The sequence below is a fragment of the Mesorhizobium sp. M0678 genome (genome assembly GCF_040320505.1).
Lineage (GTDB): Bacteria > Pseudomonadota > Alphaproteobacteria > Rhizobiales > Rhizobiaceae > Mesorhizobium.
Map to the genome: position 1 here is coordinate 1 of NZ_JAMYPT010000031.1, position 22,686 is coordinate 22,686.

At 64.0% G+C, this 22,686-nt stretch carries 19 protein-coding genes and 4 pseudogenes; 19 read left to right on the forward strand and 4 right to left on the reverse strand.

The features are described from left to right. From NKI29_RS30150 to NKI29_RS30165, 4 genes and pseudogenes are all read left to right on the forward strand, one after another. The coding region (locus NKI29_RS30150) for a hypothetical protein (protein ID WP_352798304.1) at nucleotides 1–204 on the forward strand (204 nt) is incomplete at its 5' end. 180 nt (nucleotides 205–384) lie between these two features. After that, nucleotides 385–718 (forward strand): annotated as a pseudogene (locus NKI29_RS30155) (hypothetical protein); the annotation flags it as partial. Nucleotides 719–1,088: 370 nt separating this feature from the next. Next, nucleotides 1,089–1,709, forward strand: coding sequence for a nitrogen fixation protein NifQ (locus NKI29_RS30160; protein WP_352637393.1), 621 nt, complete (start codon nucleotides 1,089–1,091; stop codon nucleotides 1,707–1,709). Between the two features lie 119 nt (nucleotides 1,710–1,828). Next, entirely contained in the window at nucleotides 1,829–2,434 is a 606-nt protein-coding gene (locus NKI29_RS30165; RefSeq protein ID WP_352798306.1) for an ABC transporter permease subunit, read from the forward strand. On the opposite strand, the gene NKI29_RS30170 is transcribed toward NKI29_RS30165, so the two are convergent. From NKI29_RS30170 to NKI29_RS30185, 4 genes are all read right to left on the reverse strand, one after another. Continuing rightward, nucleotides 2,375–2,632, reverse strand: coding sequence for a hypothetical protein (locus NKI29_RS30170; protein ID WP_352798308.1), 258 nt, complete (start codon nucleotides 2,630–2,632; stop codon nucleotides 2,375–2,377). The genes NKI29_RS30165 and NKI29_RS30170 overlap by 60 nt on opposite strands. Nucleotides 2,633–2,849: 217 nt before the next feature. Next, nucleotides 2,850–4,067: an MFS transporter gene (locus tag NKI29_RS30175; RefSeq protein WP_352798309.1), complete on the reverse strand. Its 1,218-nt coding sequence runs from the start codon at nucleotides 4,065–4,067 to the stop codon at nucleotides 2,850–2,852. A gap of 57 nt (nucleotides 4,068–4,124) precedes the next feature. Next, nucleotides 4,125–5,561: an RNA polymerase factor sigma-54 gene (gene rpoN, locus NKI29_RS30180; protein ID WP_352798310.1), complete on the reverse strand. Its 1,437-nt coding sequence runs from the start codon at nucleotides 5,559–5,561 to the stop codon at nucleotides 4,125–4,127. 70 nt (nucleotides 5,562–5,631) lie between these two features. Beyond that, a complete protein-coding gene (locus tag NKI29_RS30185) occupies nucleotides 5,632–6,165 on the reverse strand; it encodes a peroxiredoxin (RefSeq protein ID WP_352466644.1) in 534 nt (177 codons plus the stop codon). 732 nt (nucleotides 6,166–6,897) lie between these two features. Between NKI29_RS30185 and NKI29_RS30190 the strand changes: the two genes are divergently transcribed. The 15 genes and pseudogenes from NKI29_RS30190 to nifD all read left to right on the forward strand — a co-directional run bounded on the left by NKI29_RS30190 (nucleotide 6,898) and on the right by nifD (nucleotide 22,581). After that, nucleotides 6,898–7,062 (forward strand): hypothetical protein, encoded by a 165-nt coding sequence (locus NKI29_RS30190; RefSeq protein WP_352798312.1) that lies wholly within the window; start codon nucleotides 6,898–6,900, stop codon nucleotides 7,060–7,062. A gap of 432 nt (nucleotides 7,063–7,494) precedes the next feature. Continuing rightward, nucleotides 7,495–7,687 (forward strand): annotated as a pseudogene (gene nifH, locus NKI29_RS30195) (nitrogenase reductase); the annotation flags it as partial. Nucleotides 7,688–7,840: 153 nt separating this feature from the next. Further along, nucleotides 7,841–9,043 (forward strand): cytochrome P450, encoded by a 1,203-nt coding sequence (locus NKI29_RS30200; protein WP_352798313.1) that lies wholly within the window; start codon nucleotides 7,841–7,843, stop codon nucleotides 9,041–9,043. 94 nt (nucleotides 9,044–9,137) lie between these two features. After that, the gene (locus NKI29_RS30205) at nucleotides 9,138–10,427 is read left to right on the forward strand and encodes a cytochrome P450 (RefSeq protein ID WP_352798315.1); all 1,290 of its coding nucleotides are present in this window, start codon (nucleotides 9,138–9,140) and stop codon (nucleotides 10,425–10,427) included. A gap of 1 nt (nucleotide 10,428) precedes the next feature. Beyond that, a pseudogene (locus NKI29_RS30210) lies at nucleotides 10,429–10,554 on the forward strand (ferredoxin); the annotation flags it as partial. A gap of 168 nt (nucleotides 10,555–10,722) precedes the next feature. Next, nucleotides 10,723–11,565, forward strand: coding sequence for an SDR family oxidoreductase (locus tag NKI29_RS30215; RefSeq protein WP_352798338.1), 843 nt, complete (start codon nucleotides 10,723–10,725; stop codon nucleotides 11,563–11,565). After that, nucleotides 11,565–12,908 carry a cytochrome P450 gene (locus NKI29_RS30220; RefSeq protein ID WP_352798316.1) on the forward strand — a complete coding sequence of 448 codons (1,344 nt, stop codon included), beginning with the start codon at nucleotides 11,565–11,567 and terminating at the stop codon, nucleotides 12,906–12,908. Before NKI29_RS30215 ends, NKI29_RS30220 begins: the two co-directional genes overlap by 1 nt. Before the next feature lie 154 nt (nucleotides 12,909–13,062). Next, nucleotides 13,063–14,055, forward strand: a complete 993-nt coding sequence (locus NKI29_RS30225; protein WP_352798339.1) for a polyprenyl synthetase family protein — start codon at nucleotides 13,063–13,065, stop codon at nucleotides 14,053–14,055. 145 nt (nucleotides 14,056–14,200) lie between these two features. Beyond that, the gene (locus NKI29_RS30230) at nucleotides 14,201–15,751 is read left to right on the forward strand and encodes a hypothetical protein (RefSeq protein WP_352798318.1); all 1,551 of its coding nucleotides are present in this window, start codon (nucleotides 14,201–14,203) and stop codon (nucleotides 15,749–15,751) included. Further along, on the forward strand, nucleotides 15,748–16,650 hold the full coding sequence (locus tag NKI29_RS30235; RefSeq protein WP_352798320.1) for a terpene synthase family protein: 903 nt from the start codon (nucleotides 15,748–15,750) through the stop codon (nucleotides 16,648–16,650). Before NKI29_RS30230 ends, NKI29_RS30235 begins: the two co-directional genes overlap by 4 nt. Nucleotides 16,651–16,734: 84 nt before the next feature. After that, the gene (gene fni, locus NKI29_RS30240; RefSeq protein WP_352798321.1) at nucleotides 16,735–17,784 is read left to right on the forward strand and encodes a type 2 isopentenyl-diphosphate Delta-isomerase; all 1,050 of its coding nucleotides are present in this window, start codon (nucleotides 16,735–16,737) and stop codon (nucleotides 17,782–17,784) included. A 271-nt stretch (nucleotides 17,785–18,055) separates the two neighbouring features. Next, nucleotides 18,056–18,382, forward strand: coding sequence for a helix-turn-helix domain-containing protein (locus NKI29_RS30245; protein ID WP_352798341.1), 327 nt, complete (start codon nucleotides 18,056–18,058; stop codon nucleotides 18,380–18,382). Beyond that, nucleotides 18,357–19,608 (forward strand): annotated as a pseudogene (locus NKI29_RS30250) (type II toxin-antitoxin system HipA family toxin). The gene NKI29_RS30245 and the pseudogene NKI29_RS30250 overlap by 26 nt, the downstream one beginning before the upstream one ends. 477 nt (nucleotides 19,609–20,085) lie before the next feature. Next, the gene (nifH, locus tag NKI29_RS30255; RefSeq protein WP_023801970.1) at nucleotides 20,086–20,979 is read left to right on the forward strand and encodes a nitrogenase iron protein; all 894 of its coding nucleotides are present in this window, start codon (nucleotides 20,086–20,088) and stop codon (nucleotides 20,977–20,979) included. A gap of 99 nt (nucleotides 20,980–21,078) precedes the next feature. Further along, nucleotides 21,079–22,581 carry a nitrogenase molybdenum-iron protein alpha chain gene (gene nifD, locus NKI29_RS30260; protein ID WP_352798322.1) on the forward strand — a complete coding sequence of 501 codons (1,503 nt, stop codon included), beginning with the start codon at nucleotides 21,079–21,081 and terminating at the stop codon, nucleotides 22,579–22,581. Nucleotides 22,582–22,686 lie beyond the last annotated feature (105 nt).

Here is a 22,686-nt window from a genome sequence, read left to right on the forward strand (position 1 = left end):
GAAGAGCCCGTTGCCGCGTTCGGAGCGGTAACTGCGAGCCTAATTTGCGGCCGAACCATTGTGGTGAGGCTTGTAGAGGTTTCGGCGAATTGCTTGATCACGGACCTCCAGTCCGAGCATTTCGTCGATGAGAAGGGCGCCCTGTTCCCGGGCGCCCTTTTTGAGGGTTATCATCAGACTCTCTCCCGGGGGAACTGTGGGTAAGAAACAACGCATCGTCCTGCAGGCAGCTGTTTTGGCGTCTGCCTTTGGCTTTTTTTTGCTGATCCTGATCCTGCAGATGGTCAGTTTTTTGGTTGACTAGGCACGCGCAAGCGGGATGAATCGCGCAGAGACACGCGGAAGTTTTTTCGCCAGCGAAACCCCGACGACCTGATGGGGAGTCGCGCCAGCAGGGTGGGCGCCACGTCCAGTGCCACCGACAAGGCCTACGATGCGCAGGACTTTACGAGTTACGCTTGATGAAGGTGACGCCGCACGTGGCGCTGAACACCAACGGGGCGCCGTTCGGCGATCGACGGTCGCACGATGCGGCACAGCGACTATGCGGTCAGCCAGCGCATCCGCAAGCGCATTGAGGAGGCGGTTCGGACGGATCAAGACGGTCGCCGGACAGGCGAAGACGAACATTCGATCAGACATGCCTTGCCCCGGCTTTAATCGCTGTTCCGATGGCCTCCGGCCGGAGCGCAGCGTTCACCTTGCTGTCGCACAGTGAGGATGCAGCTTCAGCATGGCGCTGGCATGCGTGCGCTCAGCAGCTGCAATAGCTCGCTTGCGTTGGAGAATTCATGATGACACCCCCTTTCGTCACTTGTGAGGGCTTCAGACGGATGCGCAATATCTGACCGCTATCGATGGCAGGACCTGGATCGGCTGCGCCCGCTCGGTGAAATCCTCAGCGTCTGCGGCGGCGAGGATACGATTTCGACGGCGAGCTCGATCGCATGATCATGGTTCTCGACCATTGCCGACCTTTGCATTGGCTGCGGAGCCTGGCGCCCGCTTCTGCCCGAAGAACTGCCCGACCCATGTTGCGGCCGCCCGGTCGCTGCATGACTTGATAGGACAAACCAGGAGAACGGCACATGTTTGCCCAACACTATGCCCGGCTCAGCACTGGCCAATGGCCGCAGATCGAGCTGGAGAGGAGGTTCGACCAGCATGTGCTTGCCTGTGTGCTTTCAAGTGCGCTCGAGGAGATCGAGGCCGGCGAGGCGACGGCGACGGAGGCAACCGGCCTTTCGCGCGCCGAGCTGCGCGATGTCCTGGCCCGCAGTTTCCCTGCTATTCCAATCAACGCGTTTGCCTTGGAAGAGGTGAGCGAGCCCGAGCCGGATCTGGAGGAAGAACTTCTGCGTGGGCTGCTGCTGGAGCATGCCCGGCCGGGCGACAAGGCGAGCGCCCGCTTCGCAAAGATCATCGCCCGGCGTGCCATGCGCAATGACCATCTCTGGCAGGACCTCGGCCTTTTTAATCGGACCGAGCTCGGCCGCCTGCTCGCCTCGCATTTTCCGACGCTGGCGGCCGGCAACACCCAAAATATGAAATGGAAGAAGTACTTTTACCGCAAGCTCTGCGAGGCCGAAGGTTTTTCGCTGTGCAGCGCGCCCAGTTGCCGGGAATGCAATGATTTCGAAAGCTGCTTCGGCCCGGAGGAAGGCGAAAGCCGCCTCACACGGATCAAGAACGGCATGGCCTTGGATTAAGAGCCGCTTTCGTCACTCGTACAAGCGCCAGGGCTCGCGCCGCACCATATGTCTCTTGTCGAATGTCGAACTTTCGCCTTCGAGGATTTGAATGCTGTGCCTGCTGTCCGGTTGCGCCTATGCTCGCTTCGGCGGTCGCCGTCATCATGGCGGAGCAGGACCCGACCCGCACCATCGCCGCCGAGCAACTGGTGTTCTCCGTGCCGTTGCTGCTCGCCTGCCTGGCTGGGCTCTATTCGGAGCGGGCCGGCGTCTTCGACACCGGGCTCGAGGGCAAGATGCTGGCCGGCACCTTTGCCGGCGCGTCGGCGGCCGCGGTTACAGGCTCGGCTCGGCTCGGCCTGGGCGCCGCCGTAGCCACCGCCGTGTTTTTCGCGCTGGTGCACGGTTTCGCCTCGATCACCCATCGCGGCGACCAGATCGTCTTCGGCGTCATCAGTTTCATCGCTGCCGCGCTCCACCATCATTCTCGTCCAGGCCTGGTTCCGGCAGGGCGCGCGCCGGCGCTCTCTGAAGACTCGCGATTCGATCGTTGTGCCCAGCGCCGAAGCGGTACGCAGCGTGCCGGTGCTCGGGCCGGTCTATCCGACCATTCGCTGCTGGTCTACGTTGCGTCCCTGATGGTGCCATCTACCTGGTTGGTGCTGTTTAGCACCCGCTTCGGCCTAGGGCTTCGCGCGGTCGGCGAAAATCCGGCCGCCGTTGATTACTTGGTATTTCGGTGATTTGGCTGCGCTGTCGTGCGGCATCTTCACCGGCGTTCTGACGGGCATGGCCGGCGCGTAGCTGTCGCTCGCCCAGAATGCCGGCTTCGTGAAGGATATGACCGCCAGCAAGGGTTCCATCGCGCTGGCAGCGCTCATCGTCGCCAGATGGAAATCGGTGCCGGTGAGGTTCGCCTGTCTGGCGGCGAAGGTCGCCATGGCCCGGAGGTGAAGCCGGCGAGGCGCTGACGCTGGTCCATGCGAGATCGGAGCCGACACGGAACAGGCTGCCGCGGCGGCGATCCAGTCGGCCTATACGCTCGGCGAAACGAAGCCTGTAACCGCCAAAGTCATCATGCGGAGGATCGCGCCGCGCCGTGCATGCCATTGCATCTCTCGTCCCGCTGCGCTGCTGAGGCCTCTTTTGTCAGGCGGTCTAGGTTTCGCGCTTCGGGCCGAGCAGGAACACTGTCAGGGCGGCGAGGAACGTGGCAACAGCACTGTAGGCAATGGCACTGGCAATCCCGGCATTGTCCACCAATAGTCCGCCGAAAATCGCGCCGGCTGCGATTGCCACTTGGAACGCTACGACCATCAGCACACCGGCGCTTTCGGCCTGCTCGGGAACGGCGCGCCGCACCATCCACGTCTGCAATCCCACTGGCACCGCGCCGAAGGCAAAGCCCCACGCGGCAACCGCAATCGCCGAGCCCGAGGCCGATGCTCCCGCCGTCAGCAGCGAAACAGCGGCTATCGCTATGAGCAGCGGGGCAAGGGCCGCGGCTGCCTTGAGACTGTACTCGGCCAGAAGCCCGCCGGCCAAATTGCCGAAGAATCCGCCGATGCCAAAAGCAAGCAACACAAGCGAGATCGTGTCGACATCCAGCGCGGGAACCTTCTCGAGGAAGGCGCGGATATAGGTGATTCCGGCGAAGTGGCCGGAAGCGACCAGCAGGACGACCAAAAGCGCGACCTTGACCATCGGAATCTTGGCCACATCCAGCAGGCTGCGGAAGCTAGCCACTCCGACCGGAGGCAGCCTCGGAATGGTTATGAGTTGCACCAGCAGTGTAGCGGCGCCGAAGGCTGCGGCGAGCATGAAGGCGCTTCGCCATCCCCAAATATCGCCGACATAAGCGCCGATTGGAGCTGCGCAAACGGTAGCGACGGAAACGCCGGTGAGGATGATCGACATCGCGCGCGGCAGGAGGTGGCTTGGAACGAGCCGCATCGCCAGTGATGCCGACATCGACCAGAAGCCTCCGAGCGCTATGCCGAGCACGACGCGTGCAGTCAGGAGAACCGCCAGCGACCACGCGCCGGCCGCCAGAACGTCCGATAGGATCAGCAGCAGCGTCATCGCCCACATGACGATCCTGCGGTCCAGGCGCTTTGTGATGATGGCCACCGTCGGCGCCGAGATCGCCCCGACGATAGCGGTCGCCGTCATCGCCTGTCCAGCCGCACCCTCGGTGACACCGAGATCATGCGCGAGGGGCGTGAGCAGGCTGACAGGCAGAAACTCTGCCGTCACCAACCCGAAGGTGCCCAAGGAAAGCGAAATGACCGCACCCCATGCGGGACCAGACGGTTGGTCGGGCTTTTCTGGGTCGTGCAGAACAGCGTCCATGACGCCTGCCGCGGATCGGGTCATGAACGAAGTCTCCACTTTGGATGCACTGCAACATGAGGTTGGCTGCCTTGACCCACATTAAAGACACAAGCGCATTTCGCGGCGGCGTTGCACGGAGGAGGGGATGTTCATTGCTTCGCGATATTTTGTGACGGTGCGGCGCGCAACATCGATGCCGGTTTCCTTCAGCCGGACAGCGATGTCATCGTCGGAAAGCACGTCGCCGGGAGATTCTGCGGCAATTATCGCTTTGATCCGATGGCGGACAGCTTCGGCGGAGTGCGCATCGCCGCCTTGGCAGGACGCGATCGCGACGGTGAAAAAATACTTGAGTTCGAAGACTCCGCGCGGGGTAAGCATGTACTTGTTCGAGGTCACCCGGCTTACCGTCGACTCGTGCACGCCGATCGCGTCAGCGACGGTTCTGAGATTGAGAGGCCGCAGGTGGGCGACGCCATGTTCCAAAAAGGCATCCTGCTGGCGCACGATTTCAGCCGCAACCTTAACAATCGTCTTGGCGCGCTGATCGAGGCTGCGGATTAGCCAGTTCGCGTTTTGCAAGCATTCGTTGAGAAATGCTTGATCTTTCGAATTTTGGACAGTTTGACGCGACACTTCGGCATAGTAGGTTTGGTTGATCAGCAGCTTGGGGAGTGTGGCCGGATCAAGTTCGATCTGCCACCCGCCTTCCGGCGAGGGCGTGACCCAGATGTCGGGTATGATCGATTCAGACGCACCGGATTGGAATCGGTTTCCAGGCTTGGGATCGAGCGCCCGAATCTCATGCATCATGTCGAGAAGGTCGTCTTCATCGACGCCGCAATGCTGCTTCAGTGCCTGAAAATCGCGTCGCGCAAGCATTTCAAGATTGGCAACCAAAGCTGCCATTGCCGGGTCGAACCGGTCTCGCTGGCGCAACTGGATTTCAAGGCATTCTCCGAGAGTTCGGGCAAAAATTCCCGGTGGATCAAAGTGCTGCAAGGTTCCGAGAACCCGTTCCACATCAGCCTCCCGGACATTCAGGCTCTCGGCCAGCTCCAAAAGGTTTGCCCGAAGATAGCCAGTGTCTTCCAGATCGGCGGCAAGCTGGCCAGCGATCAGCCGCTCCTGTGGTGTGAACGCAGTGAGGGCGATCTGACGAGCGACATGGTCGTGCAATGTCTCGGCGAGGCTGGCAAACTCGTCGAGGGAAGGGCCATTACCCGGCGGGTTGTTGGTCGTGTTGCGAAGTGATTTCCATTGCCCGAGCCGTTCAGGCGAGCCGGCCCCGGTCGGTCCGTCAACGGCGTTTGCGCGTGGGCCGACACGCTGATCCGCTCCCGAAATCGAAACATCGCCAAAAGGCCCGCCATCGTTTGACGCAGATTCCAAGAGCGGGTTCTTCTCGATTTCCCGCTCCACGAACTGATGCAGTTCAGTATGCGCCAGTTGCAGCAAGCGAATCGACTCAATGAGTTGAGGCGATGCGACCATGGATTGCTTCTGGCGCTGAAGCAGGCTTGCTGAGGATTGCATGGTGAGCGCGATAATCCTGTCGAGGGAGCCTCTTGGGGCGGGCAATGGCACCAGTGAGACGTTTTCTAGGTCATGCGGCGGCTTTCAGCGTTTCGAGAACGTTTTGCGGAGATGAGACGCCATAGGGGTCGGCCTCGCAGTTGTCGGAGAAACCTTCCTCCTCGAACCACTGCTCCACCACGCCATTGTTGATCAGGGCGGCGTAGCGCCAGGAGCGCATCCCGAAGCCGAGATTGTCCTTTGCGACCAGCATGCCCATCTTGCGTGTGAACTCGCCTGAGCCATCGGGGATGAGCTCGACCTTCTGCAGGCCCAAGGACTTCCCCCACGCATTCATGACGAAGGCATCGTTGACGGAGACGCAGTAAATCGCGTCAATTCCCTCCTTCTCAAACTCATCATAGAGCTCTTCGAAATTGGGCAGTTGGTAGGTCGAGCAGGTCGGAGTGAAGGCGCCAGGCAGCGAGAACAGGATGACGCGCTTGCCGGCAAAGTAGTCGTCAGATGTCTTTTCTTCCCAGCGATATGGATTTGGGCCCTGGACTGACTCATCGCGAACACGCGTGAGAAAGGTGACGAAGGGAACCTTCTTTTGAACGGTCATCAACTTGCTCCTCAGGAAAAAACTGGCGCGCCGGATTCTGGCAGAGGCTGGCGCAATACCGAGCAAAGGCTCGTATGCCGGGCATGAAATGAGGCCCTCGCGGCTCGCACCCTCCTTTTTCCATCCCGATGTAGGGGAACGTCTTGGCTGCTGGTCTTCGTCACCCGAACGCCATCGATCTGAGCAAGTGGAGGCTGTCGAGCCGCTGGGGCAATCTTTCCACGGCTATGGCGCCGGAAGCGGCATCCATCGCTCGCGCTCGTGCCCGGGACAAAGTGATAGCGGGCCCGAAGTAGCCAATATCGAACGCGTGTGGAGGCCTCAAATGTGACTTCACGCAAGAGACCCGCGTTACTGAGCTGGTTCGGCGTATTGTCGAAGTTTGCCAGTGACACGACCTTGGCTTCGGTGGCTCTTTGATGGGGCTGTTGGGCACTCACATGCTGATCAGAACCGGTAGACGGCAATTGCGCGAGCGCCATGTGTTGGCGTGCCGCCATCGGACCAGCCGTGCGCAAAGCGGCTGCCGAGGAGGGACCTCCGGAGGAGATGATGTACCGATGTTCAGCGGGAACAGGCACCGTCTCCTCAGGCCACGGTCTAGAGCTTCGCGTGTCGGGCATGGCGCAAGTCGCTTTCATCGTGTTTTGATGGGCTCTGACCAGGAGCAGCAAGCGGCGTGCCATTTCAAATAGAGATGCTTTTGGAGCGATCCTTTTTCCTGGGAGGACCGTGTCTTCAAGACCGGGCGCGCCCTATAACCGCCTCGTCAGCACGCTCGACAAGGGTGCTGTATGGTGCGGATATGCGGCGCTTCCGCACCGGCTGGACCAAGACGAACCGAAAGCCGAGCCGATGCCCTACCTCACACCGGCGGGCACTGCAGCGATTTCGTAGCGTCTGCCGCAAACGTGTTCTTGCGTGCGCAGGCTCGGCTTTCGCGAACATGCGCCTGTCGCAGCAACCATGAGCGCGCGCTTCGGCAAGCGCCTGACTCCGTGAGGATCGAATTCCCCAATCGTGTCTGTTTGCCACCCTCTTATGTTCGAAACTGGACCAGAATGTCGCAAGCCCGACCGAAAGGTCGCCGAGGCGTACTATCCGACACTGTTCTGTCGCCTTTGTTGGCCCGCGGCACCGGCCTATTTCGCCGAGCTCTTGTCTGGCCTCAGGCTAACCCAATGAAAAGCAATCACAATTTTTTTCTTCTGCTGGGGCGGCCAAATTGGCACGAGTTTTGAAGCTCCTTCGTTGCGGGCCGGGAGCCGCCGACCGACCTTCATTTCGTGGATGGCACCGCGATCGATGGAACGAAGAGAGAAAAGCAAAATGTCAAATCCGCATCAGATAGCCTTCTATGGGAAGGGGCCTCGGCGAAACCGCCCCCTACCAAACAGGCTCGCCGCCCTTGTCGACCCTTGCGCAGGAAATCTTGATGGCCGGCTGCGACTCAAAGGCCCGCCACACTCGCCTTATCCTGAACTCGAAGGCGCAGGATAACGTTCTGCATCTCGCCGCGCGGTATGCCTAGGCAGTTACACGTTGGCCGACCTTGATAATCGAATCGGGCTACGCTGCGGAGGACGTCGTCTACATGCCTTCCTAAGCCATTCGCTGCCCGCAGCGCCTGCCGGTCACCTCCCGCCCTTCCATCGCTTAGAGATCAAGTGCCACCATGTCCGAACAACCCTTGCCGACGCTGCCGATGTGGCGCGTCGATCACATCGAGCCCTCGCCCGAGATGTTGGCGCAACGCGCCAACGGTCCGATCCACCGCGTGCGCTTCCCGTCCGGGCACGAAGGCTGGTGGGTGACAGGCTACGATGAAGCCAAGGCGGTGCTGTCCGACGCGGCGTTCCGGCCCTCGGGAATGCCGCCGGCGACATTCACCCCGGATTCGGTGATTCTCGGATCGCCGGGGTGGTTGGTCTCGCACGAGGGGGGCGAGCATGCCCGGTTACGCACGATCGTGGCGCCGGCCTTCAGCAACCGCAGGGTGAAGCTGCTCGCGCAGCAGGTCGAGGTGATCGCCGCGCAGTTGTTCGAGACACTGGCGGCCCAGCCCCAGCCCGCCGACCTGCGGCGCCACCTCTCCTTTCCACTTCCGGCCATGGTCATCAGCGCGCTGATGGGCGTGCTCTACGAGGATCACGCCTTTTTCGCCGGGCTGTCCGACGAGGTGATGACGCACCAGCATGAAAGCGGCCCGCGCAGCGCGTCGCGCTTGGCCTGGGAAGAACTGCGCGCCTACATTCGCGGCAAGATGCGGGACAAGCGCCAGGATCCTGGCGACAACCTGCTGACGGATCTGCTCGCGGCGGTCGACCAGGGCAAGGCGACCGAGGAAGAGGCGATCGGCCTGGCGACGGGCATGCTGGTGGCGGGGCACGAGAGCACCGTCGCGCAGATCGAATTCGGCCTGCTGGCCATGTTCCGCCATCCGCAACAGCGCGAACGCCTGGTCGGCGATCCATGCCTGGTGGACAAGGCGGTGGAGGAAATCCTGCGCATGTACCCGCCGGGCGCGGGCTGGGACGGCATCATGCGCTATCCGAGTACCGACGTGACCATCGCGGGCGTGGAAATTCCTGCGGAGAGCAAGGTGCTTGTCGGCCTGCCGGCGACGTCGTTCGATGCGCGCCATTTCGACGACCCGGAAATCTTCGACATCGGACGCGACGAAAACCCGCACCTGGCGTTCTCCTACGGGCCGCACTACTGCATCGGCGCGGCGCTGGCCAGGCTGGAACTCAAGGTGGTGTTCGGTTCGATCTTCCAGCGCTTTCCCGCGCTGCGCCTGGCCGTGGCGCCCGAAGAACTGAAGTTGCGCAAGGAGATCATCACTGGCGGGTTCGAGGAGTTCCCGGTGCTCTGGTGATGCGCGGACGCCGCCGGGAATCGCGATCTTCTCCGCAATTTGCCGGCGCGCCTGGCGCGCGCCGGTCAGATCAGCCAGCCAACAGGTAACCAAGATGGACGTGCAAGAAACCACGGCAGCATGCCGGGACGCCTTCGCCGAACTGGCGTCGCCAGCGTGCATCCACGATCCGTATCCATTCATGCGGTGGTTGCGCGAGCACGATCCGGTGCATCGCGCGGCGTCGGGCCTCTTTCTGTTGAGCCGCCACGCCGACATCTACTGGGCGCTCAAGGCCACGGGCGATGCTTTTCGAGGACCGGCGCCGGGCGAACTGGCGCGCTATTTCCCGCGTGCGGCGACCAGCCTGTCACTCAAGCTGCTGGCCTCCACGCTAGCGATGAAGGAATCACCGACGCATACGCGTCTGCGCCGGCTGATCTCGCGCGATTTCACCATCGGCCAGATCGACAACCTGAGGCCGACCATCGCTCGCATTGTCGCAGCGCGCCTGGACGGCATGGCGCCCGCGCTGGAGCGCGGGGAGGCGGTGGACCTGCATCAGGAATTCGCGCTGGCCTTGCCCATGCTGGTTTTCGGCGAACTGTTCGGCATGCCCCAGGACGACACGTTCGGGCTCGTCGCCGGCATCAGCGCCATTCTGGAAGGCCTGAGCCCGCACGCCAGCGATCCCCAGCTCGCCGCGGCCGACGCGGCCAGCGCCAGGGTGCAGGCCTACTTCGGCGACCTCATACAGCGCAAGCGCACCGATCCCCGCCACGACATCGTGTCAATGCTGGTCGGCGCACACGACGACGATGCCGACATGCTGTCGGATGCGGAATTGATCAGCATGCTCTGGGGCATGCTGCTGGGCGGCTTCGCCACCACTGCCGCGGCCATCGGCCATGCGGTCCTGGCGATGCTGGCGTATCCCGAACAGCGGCACTGGCTGAAGGGAGATGCCGTGGGGGTGAAGGCATTCGTCGAAGAAGCCCTGCGCTACGACGCGCCCGCCATGTTCAGCTCCATTCCGCGTATCGCCCAGCGCGACATCGAACTGGGCGGCGTGGTGATCCCGAAGAACGCGGACGTGCGCGTGCTGATCGCGGCCGGCAATCGCGACCCGGACGCCTTCGCCGATCCCGACCGCTTCGATCCCGTGCGGTTCTACGGCACCAGTCCTGGCATGTCGATCGACGGGAAGATCATGCTGACCTTCGGCCACGGCATCCACTTCTGCCTGGGTGCGCAACTGGCCCGAGTGCAGTTGGCCGAGAGCCTGCCGCGGATCCAGGCGCGCTTCCCCACGCTGGCATTGGCCGAGCAGCCGACCCGGGAGCCCTCCGCGTTCCTTAGGACGTTCCGCGCGCTGCCGGTGCGGCTGCATGGGCAGGGGGGCTGAGATGCGCGTCCTGGTCGATCAGGATCTGTGCGGAACTACCGGGCAGTGCGTGCTGACGCTGCCGGGCACCTTTCGCCAGCGCGAACCGGACGGCGTGGCCGAAGTGTGCGTGGCGACGGTCCCGCAGGCGCTGCACGCCGCCGTGCGGCTTGCGGCCAACCAGTGCCCGGTCGCCGCCATTCGGGTCATCGAAAGCGACGCTGGCCATGACGAGCGCGCCAGCGCCGACCCTGCGCCTTCTCCGGCGGAGGCCGAGCGGCATGCTGCGAAAGACCAATACAATTCAGGAGACACGATGGGACGGTTTGAAGGCAAGGTGGCCGTGGTGACCGGCGCTGGCGCGGGCATCGGCAAGGCATGCGCTCTCGCCATCGCGCGCGGGGGCGGCAGAGTGGTGGTGGCCGACATCGATGGCTCGGCGGCCATCGCCTGCACCGCGCAGATCGCGGCCGAAGCAGGCCACGCGCTGCCCATAGGCATGGATATCGCCGATGAGCAGGCGGTGGCAGCGCTGTTCGAGACGGCGGAGCGGCACTTCGGGGGGGTCGACCTGCTGGTGAACAATGCGAGCGCCATGCATCTGACCCCGCGCGACCGCGCGATCCTCGACCTGGACCTAACGGTCTGGGATCAGACCATGGCGACCAATCTGCGCGGCACCCTGCTCTGCTGCCGGCAGGCCATCCCACGGATGATCGCCCGCGGCGGTGGCGCGATCGTCAACATGTCGTCGTGCCAGGGACTCAGCGGTGACACCGCGCAGACGTCCTACGCCGCGTCGAAGGCGGCGATGAACATGCTCTCGGCTTCGCTCGCCACCCAATACGGTCATGCGCAGATCCGCTGCAACGCCGTTGCGCCGGGTCTCGTCATGACCGAGCGTCTCCTCGCCAAGCTGGACGAGTGCATGCAACGGCATCTGCGCCGTCACCAGCTCCTGCAGCGCGTCGGCCGCCCCGAGGACGTGGCCGCGCTCGTGGCGTTCCTGCTCTCCGACGATGCTGCGTTCATCACCGGCCAGGTCGTGTGCATCGATGGCGGCATGCTGGCGCATGTGCCGACATACGCCGACGGTGGCAACAGCTGCGCCGCGCGCCCTGCCGGCGACACCGAATCGGCGGCGGCGGCGCGCTGCTGATGGACATGCTGCTCAACCCGCTCAACCGTCGGCACCGGCTGCGATGCGACATCCCGGTCATGCCTGGCGCTTTCCCCCTGGTCGGGCATCTCCCCGCCATTGTCTGCGACCTGCCGCGCCTGCTGCAGCGCGCAGAACGGACGCTGGGCAGCCACTTCTGGCTGGATTTCGGCCCTGCCGGACACCTGATGACCTGCGTGCATCCGGATGCGTTCGCACTGCTCCGGCACAAGGACGTGTCCTCGGCGCTGATCGAAGAGATCGCGCCCGAATTGCTTGGCGGAACGTTGGTTGCCCAGGACGGCGGCGCGCACCGGCAGGCGCGCGATGCGATCAAGGCGGCGTTCCTGCCCAAGGGGCTGACCCAAGCCGGCATCGGCGACCTGTTCGCGCCCGTCATCCGGGCGCGGGTGCAGGCCTGGCGCGACCGCGGCGAGGCAACCATCCTGCGCGAAACCGGCGACCTGATGCTCAAGCTCATCTTCAGCCTCATGGGAATCCCCGCGCAGGACCTGCCGGGATGGCATCGCAAGTACCGGCAACTGCTGCAGTTGATCGTCGCGCCCCCGGTCGACCTGCCCGGACTGCCGTTGCGGCGCGGCCGCGCCGCCCGCGACTGGATCGACGCGCAGTTGCGCCAGTTCGTCCGCGACGCGCGCGCGCATGCTGCGCGCACCGGGTTGATCAACGACATGGTGAGCGTCTTCGACCGCAGCGACGATGGGCTCTCCGATGACGTCCTGGTCGCCAATATCCGCTTGCTGCTGCTTGCCGGTCACGACACCACTGCCTCGACGATGGCCTGGATGGTGATCGAGCTGGCGCGGCAGCCTGTGCTGTGGGACGCCCTGGTCGAGGAGGCGCAACGCGTGGGCGCGGTGCCGACCCGGCACGCGGACCTGGCGCAGTGTCCGGTCGCCGAGGCGCTGTTCCGCGAGACGCTGCGCCTGCATCCGGCGACCACGCTCCTGCCTCGTCGCGCGCTGCAGGAATTGCAACTCGGCCAACGGCGCATTCCCGCGGGCACCCATCTGTGCATCCCGCTGCTGCATTTCTCGACCTCGGCGCTGCTGCACGAGGCGCCTGATCAGTTCCGCCTGGCGCGGTGGCTGCAACGCACGGAGCCGATCCGGCCGGTGGACATGCTGCAGTTCGGTACCGGCCCACACGTCTGCATCGGCTATCACCTCGTATGGCTGGAAATGGTGCAGTTCTGCATCGCCTTGGCGCTGACCATGCACCAGGCCGGGGTGCGGCCGCGGTTGCTGAGCGGCGTCGAAAAAGGCCGGCGGTATTACCCGACCGCACATCCGTCCATGGCAATCCGCATAGGCTTCTCATGAGCTGGCATCGCATGCCCCGTGTGGCGAGGCAGCGGCGCCGGCGAGGCGCGGCATTGCTGCACTCAGCGCACGCGCTCGGTGCGACGCCGGCAACACCGCTGCGGCTTGGCGCTCGCTGTGGCCATCTCGTGTCAGGTACAAGGACATGAAAAACATGCAGACCGGTTCCACGCTACACGACGACCGAACTGGCGTTTCCGCGCTCCGCGGATTGGGCGCGCAGGCGCGCGGCGCATCCGGCAGGCTGCTGCCGGAGATCTGGATGCAGGACGGCGCAAAGCGGGTCGAACAGGCGCTGGCGCGTCTTCTCTGCGCCGAAGACGACGGTGAGACAGAGCTGATGGCGGCGATGCGCTACGCCACCTTGCATGGCGGGAAGCGCACCCGCGCCTTGCTCTGTCTGGCTGCCGGCGCACTGGCCGACACGCCGGCGCACATGCTAGACGACGTCGGCGCCGCCATCGAGATGATGCACGCCTGTACCCTGGTCCACGACGACCTGCCCGCGATGGACGACGACGTGCTTCGCCGCGGCCTTCCGACCGTGCACGTCAAGTTCGGCGAAGCCACTGCGATCCTGGTCGGCGATGCGCTGCAGGCACACGCCTTCCTGACCCTGGCGAGCCTCGATGCGCCGGGCGACAACCGTATCGCGCTCGTGCGCGAACTGGCGCAGGCCGTGTCCGCCGAGGGTGCCGCAGGCGGGCAGGCGATGGATCTGTCGCTGGTCGGAAAGCACGCCGAGCTGGACAGGATCGTGGCGATGCACCGGATGAAGAGCGGAGCGCTAGTGCGCGCGTCCGTTCGCATGGGCGCGCTATGCGCCATCGCGGAGGATGCCGCGCACGCTGCGCTGTACTGTGCGCTCGATCGCTACACCGCCTGTTTCGGCCTGGCGTTGCAGGTGGTTGACGACATTCTCGACGCGACAGCGGATACCGCGACGCTGGGCAAGACCCCCGGTAAGGACGCGGCGGCGCAGAAGCCGACCTGCGCGTCCATCATGGGGCTGCAGGCAGCGCGCCAGTTCGCGCTGGATTTGTTGCGCGACGCCGGGGAGGCCATCGTCCCGCTGGGGCCGCGTGCGGAACGGTTGGCGCAGATGCTGCAGCGGGCCAACGTGTATCTGTCCGCGCCATACGCATGAGCGCGTCCGTCCGCATGGACTCGCCCCCGTCTGCTGCGATCGGCCGGCGGGCGGTGCATGCTGCACTGTGTCCGAACCGACGGGGACGTGCGCGGCGTCTGCCCGACCTGGTTCTCGTTAGCCCTCTGCAGAAGGAACATCCCGCGTGAACGCGCTGTCCGAACAGATCCTTTCCGAATTGCGCCACCTGCTGAGCGAGATGAGCGACGGCGGCAGCGTCGGTCCGTCCGTCTACGACACGGCGCGAGCTCTGCAGTTCCACGGCAACGTCACCGGTCGGCAGGACGCATACGAGTGGCTCATCGCGCAGCAACAGGCCGATGGCGGATGGGGAAGCGCGGACTTCCCGCTGTTCCGCCATGCGCCCACGTGGGCGGCGTTACTGGCATTGCAGCGTGCCGATCTTCTTCCCGGCGCTGCCGACGCTGTCCAGGCTGCAACCCGGTTCCTCGAGCGCCAGCCAGATCCCTACGCGCATGCGGTGCCGGAAGATGCGCCGATCGGCGCGGAGCTGATCCTGCCGCAGTTGTGCGGCGAGGCCGCATCCTTGCTGGGCGGCGTGGCGTTTCCGCGTCACCCGGCGCTGTTGCCGTTGCGGCAAGCGTGCCTGGTCAAGCTGGGGGCGGTGGCGACGTTGCCGAGCGGCCATCCGTTGCTGCACTCCTGGGAAGCCTGGGGGACGTTGCCGACCACCGCATGCCCGGATGACGACGGCAGCATCGGCATCAGTCCGGCGGCCACCGCCGCGTGGCGTGCGCACGCCGTGACACAGGGGAGCACGCCGCAGGTCGGGCGCGCCGACGCGTATCTGCAGGCGGCATCGCGGGCGACGCGCAGCGGCATCGAAGGTGTCGTTCCCAACGTCTGGCCGATCAATGTGTTCGAGCCATGCTGGTCGCTGTACACCCTGCATCTGGCCGGGCTGTTCGCGCACCCCGCGCTCGCCGAGGCGGTGCAAGTGATCGTCGCGCAGCTCGACGCGCGCCTGGGCGTGCGCGGTCTGGGCCCGGCCTTGCACTTCGCGGCCGATGCGGACGACACCGCCGTTGCGTTGTGCGTCCTGCGCCTTGCAGGCCGCGACCCGGCGGTCGATGCGTTGCACCATTTCGAAATCGGCGAGCTGTTCGTCACCTTCCCCGGCGAGCGCAATGCCTCGGTGTCGACCAACATCCATGCCCTGCATGCGTTGCGACTGTTGGGAAAGCCCGCCGCCGGCACCAGCGCCTACGTCGAGGCCAATCGAAACCCCCACGGTCTATGGGACAACGAAAAATGGCACGTTTCGTGGCTGTATCCCACCGCGCATGCGGTCGCTGCGCTGGCGCAAGGCAAGCCCCAATGGCGCGACCAGCGCGCGCTGGCGGCGCTCATGCAGGCGCAGCGCGACGACGGCGGCTGGGGCGCCGGTCGCGCGTCCACATTCGAGGAAACCGCCTATGCGCTGTTCGCGTTGCACGTGATGGACGGGAGCGAAGAGCCGACAGGGCGCCGGCGCATCGCGCAGGCGGTGGGGCGTGCGCTGAAGTGGATGCTCGCCCGCCACGCGGCGCATGCATTGCCGCAGACGCCGCTGTGGATCGGCAAGGAACTGTATTGCCCCACCCGGGTGGTGCGCGTGGCCGAACTCGCCGGGTTGTGGCTGGCGCTTCATTGGGGGCGGCGCGTCTCGGCCGAGGGAGCAGGAGCGGCGCCATGATCCAGACCGAACGCGCGCTGCAGCAGGTGATGGAGTGGGGGCGTTCCCTGACCGGGTTCGCCGACGAGCATGCCGTGGAAGCGGTCAGGGGCGGCCAGTACATCCTGCAGCGCATCCACCCGAGCCTGCGCGACACCAGGGCCCGAACCGGCCGCGATCCGCAGGACGAAACGCTGATCGTGGCCTTCTATCGCGAACTGGCGCTGCTGTTCTGGCTGGACGATTGCAACGACCTTGGCCTGATCGCGCCGGAGCAGCTCGCCGCGGTGGAGCAGGCGCTGGGGCAGGGCGTGCCGTGCGCGCTCCCCGGATTCGAGGGCTGCGCTGTGCTGCGCGCTTCGCTGGCCGCGCTCGCCTACGATCGTCGCGACTATGCTCAGCTTCTCGACGATACCCGGTGCTACTGCGCGGCGCTGCGCGCCGGACACGCGCAGGCGGCAGGGGCGGAACGCTGGTCCTACGCCGAGTACCTGCACAACGGCATCGATTCGATCGCCTACACGAACGTGTTCTGTTGCCTGTCGTTGCTGTGGGGGCTGGACATGGCGACCTTGCGCGCGCGTCCGGCGTTTCGCCAGGTCCTGCGGCTCATCTCCGCGATAGGGCGCTTGCAGAACGATCTGCATGGACGCGAAAAGGACAGGTCGGCCGGCGAGGCCGGGAACGCGGCGATCCTGCTGCTGCGGCGTTATCCGGCTATGCCTGTCGTGGAGTTCCTCAACGACGAGCTGGCCGGCCATACGCGCATGCTGCACCGGGTGATGGCGGAAGAACGGTTTCCCGCGCCGTGGGGACCGTTGATCGAGGCAATGGCGGCCATCCGCGCGCAGTACTACCAGACCTCAACCAGCCGCTACCGCAGCGACGCTGCGGGGGGAGGCCAGTGTGCGCCGGCCTGAACGCGCGGGAGGCGGCGGCGTGCGCGCGCTGCCGTCGGTCGATCCGACGCAACGCCGTCGCCCGATGCGACGGATGGAGCGAGCATGAGCGACACCAACCTGAGCCGGCGCAAGGACGACCACCTGGACATCGTGCTGGATCGGCGAACGGCGCCGGCCAAGGCCGCCGCCGGCTGGGAGTACATCCGTTTCGAACACTGCGCATTGCCCGAGTTGGACCTGACGCAGATCGACCTGCGCGCCTCGCTGCTGGGCAAGACCATGCGCGCGCCGCTGCTGATCAGCTCGATGACCGGCGGCATGCCACGCGCCGAGGCCATCAACCGGCATCTGAGCGAGGCAGCGCAAGCCTTGGGGATCGCCATGTGCGTCGGTTCGCAGCGCGTGAGCCTTCAATCCCGCAACTCCCAGGGGCTGACGCGCGCGCTGCGCCGCCTGGCCCCAGACATTCCCTTGCTGGCCAATATCGGCGCCGCGCAACTGCGCGAGGCCGACGGCCTGGACCTGGCGCGCCGGGCGGTGGATGCGCTGGAGGCCGATGGACTCATCGTCCATCTCAATCCGCTGCAGGAAGCGGTACAGCTGGAGGGCGACCGCGACTGGCGCGGCGTCCTGGCGCAGATCGCTCGCGCCGCCCGCAGCGTGGGCGTGCCGATCGTGGCCAAGGAAGTGGGGTCGGGCCTGTCGGCCTCGGTGGCCTGTGCGCTCGTCGAGGCGGGCGTGGCGGTGATCGATGTCGCCGGCGCCGGCGGCACCAGTTGGGCCGCGGTGGAGGGCGAGCGCGCCCGCGATGCCGCCGACCGTGCAGTGGCGATGGCGTTCGCCGATTGGGGGATTCCGACCCCGGCCAGCGTGCAGGCGGTACGTCGGGCGCTGCCAAGGGTGAAGCTGATCGCGTCGGGCGGGATCCGCGACGGCGTCGACGTGGCCAAGGCCATCCGCCTGGGCGCGGACATCGCCGGGCAGGCGGCCGGCGTGCTGCGCGCGGCTACGGTATCCACCGAGGCGGTTGTCGCGCATTTCGATATCGTCATCCGCCAGTTGGCCGTCGCCTGCTTCTGCACCGGCTCGGCTGATCTGGCGGCGTTGCGTCAGGCGCGCTTGTTGCCCTCGGCGCATCTGCCCGTCGGTTGATGCCGGTGTCGCCCGCACGTGGCGGCGCGCGCCTAGTCTTACTGAGTCAGAAAGGATGGAAAGCGCTGCCGGGCTGGGCTTCGCCGTCGCCACCACTCTCGCCGAGTCGGCGGTGAACTCAGTCGTCGCTGTCCGTAGCCAGGGCATCGATATTCCCGCCGAGTTGCTCTCCCAGGTCGCACCGGTTCCTTGGGCTCATATCGCACTCACCGGAGCAATGAGATACCTTTGCGTATCATCGCGCATTGGAATAGATCGTATAGGTATCATGATGGCATCTGAATCGGAAATTCTGCGCGAAATCGGTCGGCTTTTCAGGCAGGCGAGGCTGGCCGCTGCCATGACGCAGGAGCAGGTCGCTGATTTGGCGGGTATATCCCGTCCCCGCTATCGCGACATCGAAAAGGGAGCCGCAGCGGCGCGTGCGACGACGCTCATGAATATCGCTCGCGCACTCGGTCTGGAAATGATGATGGTTCCGCAAGTCATGGTGCCGGCTGTCCAGGCTCTATTGCGTCCGAATGATGATGACGATCGACCCGCTTTTGTTCCTCAACCTGACGATGACGATCATGGCTCCAGTTTTTCGCGCACCTAAGACGATCCCGTCGCTGGACGTGCTCTTGAACGCACTGAAGGTCGGCACAATCGTTAGGACGCCGGGCGATTTCAATGCATTCAACTTCGATGAGGCCTACCGCGCGACGGGCGGCTTTCCGGTTTTCAGCCTGTCGTTCCGGGCAGCGACGGGAGGATTGCGGAAAGATCCGAAGCCTCTGGCGGGCGCCTTGCCCGCTTTCTTCGCGAACCTCCTGCCGGAGGAGAAATTGCGCGAGGCGATGGAAAAGCACCACGAAGGCAATGTCCGGCCAGGCAATGATTTCGATCTTTTAGCGGAGCTGGGCTTCTGCCGGGAGCCGTACGGGCGTTGCCCAGTGACGGCGCGATAGCGGTTTCGCAGGATGCTTCAAAAGATAAGCCCAAGGCACGGTTCTCACTTGCCGGCGTGCAGATGAAGCTGTCGGTCATGAAGAACACTGGAAAAGGCGGTGGCCTTACCTTGCCGATGGACGACGAGCAGGGCCGGTACATCGCCAAGTTCCCTTCGGCGGCGTTTCCGGGCGTTTCCGAGAACGAATTCGCCAACCTGGCGCTGGCTGCAGCGATCGGCATGGAGGTTCCTGAATGCGAACTGGTCGAGAAGTCCGATTTTGAGGGCGTTCCCGAAGAATTCAACACGCTGTCGGAGGGCAAGGTCCTTCTCGTCAAACGCTTCGATCGCGGCGCCGATGGCGAGAGGATACACATCGAGGATTTCGCTCAGGTCTTCGGTGTCTATCCCTCGCGCAAAAATGAGGGGGCCGCTTATCACGACATAGCCTTGGCCCTTGGCGTAGCCGTCTCGCCTACGGCGGCTCTCGAATTCGTCCGCCGCCTGGTGCTGACGGTCATCACCGGCCATGGCGACATGCACCTGAAGAACTGGTCTTTGATTTATCCCGGCAACGGCGACAAGCCGGTGCTTGCACCAATCTACGACGTTCTGTCGACCGTGCCATATATTCCCGCCGACGCCATGGCGCTTTCGCTTGGAGGGGAGCGCTCGTTCAAGGCGCTAGCAGCACCGCGATGGAAAGCATTCGCGAACCGTGCAAGGCTTCCGGAGCCGGCAGTCCTGAAGGCAGTGGTCGAGACCGTCGAACTCGTCAACGAGCACTGGTGGCATCTGCCTGAGCGCGACGTTGTCGCGGCGAAAGTGCTCGAGCGGATCGACGAACATGTGAAGGCGTGACGCCGATACTGAACTCCTGCGCCAATAAGTGAGCCGAGCCTCTTGGATTGATGATATTGCGGATGATCGCCCGCAGCCCCGAATTGATGGGGGTGGCTCGCAGTATGCCAGCGTGGCGCAAGATTCCGCGCAGTGTCGATGAGGGCACGCGAGCAAGCACGTCAGCTCGCCGGAACAGGAGAGTTCGCAGCATCCCGCAAAAACGCAAGAGGGTCGAGATGCTGTTCGCCCACCTCAACACAACGATGCGGTTCGAACGAATGCGTGACTGGGGATCGCGATCCGACGCTTTGTGTCGCCATTGTCGGGTCCGCTACACGGCTTGTTCCGACGATCCTTTCTGCGGCTTCAAGCTAAATACCTGAAAAACAACCACAAAATTATACTTCGATTCGACGAGCCAAATTGGCACGAGTCTTGAGATCCTTGGGTGCGAGGCGGCGACAGCTGCCCGACCGGCATTCATGTCGCGGCAGCCGCGATGAATGGAACGAAGGAAGGAAAGCTACATGTCAGGTTTGCGTCAGATCGCCTTTTACGGCAAGGGCGGCATCGGCAAGTCCACCACCTCCCAAAATACGCTCGCCGCCCTTGTCGACCTCGGGCAGAGAATCCTCATCGTCGGCTGCGACCCCAAAGCCGACTCCACCCGCCTGATCCTGAACGCGAAGGCGCAGGATACAGTCCTGCACCTCGCGGCAGAGGAAGGTTCGGTGGAAGACCTGGAACTCGCGGACGTGCTCAAGGTCGGCTACAAAGGCATCAAATGCGTGGAGTCGGGCGGCCCTGAGCCGGGTGTCGGCTGCGCCGGCCGCGGCGTGATCACCTCGATCAACTTCCTCGAGGAGAACGGTGCCTACGACGATGTCGACTATGTCTCCTACGACGTGCTCGGGGATGTGGTGTGCGGCGGTTTCGCGATGCCGATCCGCGAGAACAAGGCCCAGGAAATCTATATCGTCATGTCCGGCGAGATGATGGCGCTCTATGCCGCCAACAACATCGCCAAGGGCATCCTGAAATACGCCCATTCGGGCGGCGTGCGGCTCGGCGGCCTGATCTGCAACGAGCGCCAAACCGACCGCGAGCTCGACCTCGCCGAAGCGCTGGCTTCCAGGCTCAATTCCAAGCTCATCCACTTCGTGCCCCGCGACAACATCGTCCAGCACGCCGAACTTAGGAAGATGTCTGTCATCCAGTATGCGCCGGACTCCAAGCAGGCCGGGGAATACCGGGCACTGGCCGAGAAGATCCATGCCAATTCGGGCCAGGGCACCATCCCAACCCCGATCACCATGGAGGAGCTCGAGGACATGCTGCTCGACTTCGGCATCATGAAGACTGACGAGCAGATGCTTGCCGAGCTTCAGGTCAAGGAAGCGGCGAAGGCGGCCGCACAGTAACAACCGCTGCCGACACGAGGCGCGGCCTTGACCTGGCGCGCCTTTCAAAGAACGGCGCCTCGTTGGTGAGGCGTCACCCTGAACCTTGAAAGGGGTCCCATGAGCCTGGAATACGAGAATGACGGCGCCCTCCATGCGAAGCTTATCGAGGAGGTGCTGTCGCAATATCCTGACAAGGCGGCGAAGCGCCGCAAAAAGCACCTCAGCGTCGCAAAAAGCGGCGACGAGGCTGGCGAGGAAAGCGAGGGCCTTTCCGAATGCGAGGTCAAATCGAACATCAAGTCCATCCCCGGAGTGATGACGATTCGCGGCTGCGCCTATGCCGGCTCGAAAGGCGTGGTTTGGGGTCCAGTCAAGGATATGGTCCATATCTCGCACGGCCCGGTCGGCTGCGGGCAATATTCCTGGTCGCAACGCCGCAACTATTACGTCGGCACGACCGGCATCGACACGTTCGTCACGATGCAGTTCACCTCCGATTTCCAGGAGAAGGACATTGTTTTCGGCGGCGACAAGAAGCTGGAACGGATCATCGACGAGATCGAGGAACTGTTTCCGCTGAACAAGGGCATGAGCGTGCAATCCGAATGTCCGATCGGCCTGATTGGCGACGACACCGAAGCGGTGTCCCGCAACAAGGCCAAGGAACACGAAAAGACGATCGTCCCGGTGCGCTGCGAGGGCTTCCGCGGCGTCTCGCAATCACTCGGCCACCACATCGCCAACGACGCGATCCGCGACTGGGTGTTCGAGAAGAAGGACGTCGAGTTCGAGGCCGGCCCGTACGATGTCAATGTGATCGGCGACTACAATATCGGCGGCGACGCCTGGGCGTCGCGCATCCTGCTCGAGGAGATGGGCCTGCGCGTGGTCGGCAACTGGTCGGGCGACGCTACGCTGGCCGAAATAGAGCGAGCGCCGAAGGCCAAGCTCAATCTCATCCATTGCTACAGATCGATGAACTACATCTGCCGGCATATGGAGGAAAAATATGGCATCGCCTGGATGGAGTACAATTTCTTCGGCCCCTCCCAGACTGAAGCCTCTCTGCGCAAGATAGCCAAGCATTTCGGGCCGGAAATCGAGGCCAAGGCCGAGGCGGTCATCGCCAAATACCGGCCGTTGGTCGATGCCGTCATCGCCAAGTTCCGGCCGCGCCTCGAAGGCAGGACGGTGATGCTCTATGTCGGCGGGCTGCGCCCCCGTCACGTCGTCACGGCATACGAGGATCTGGGCATGGTGATCGTCGGCACTGGCTATGAATTTGGCCATAACGACGACTATCAGCGTACCGGCCATTACGTGAAGAAGGGCACGCTGATCTATGACGACGTGACTGGTTACGAGCTGGAGAAGTTCATCGAGGGGATCCGTCCTGATCTCGTTGGCTCCGGCATCAAAGAAAAGTACCCGGTCCAGAAGATGGGCATACCGTTCCGTCAAATGCATTCCTGGGATTATTCCGGCCCGTATCACGGCTACGACGGCTTCGCCATCTTCGCCCGCGACATGGATCTGGCCATCAACAACCCAGTCTGGAACCTCTACGACGCCCCCTGGAAGAAAAAAGCCGAGCCGTCGGCGGCGATCGCAGCCGAATGAAAACCTGGCCTCCCGGAAGCCGGGAGGCCGTTGAACGCCTGTGGCCCTTTGTCCGCGGGAGACCTGAAACGTTTCGACGTCCCTGTGCCGCCGTATGGCGGGCCA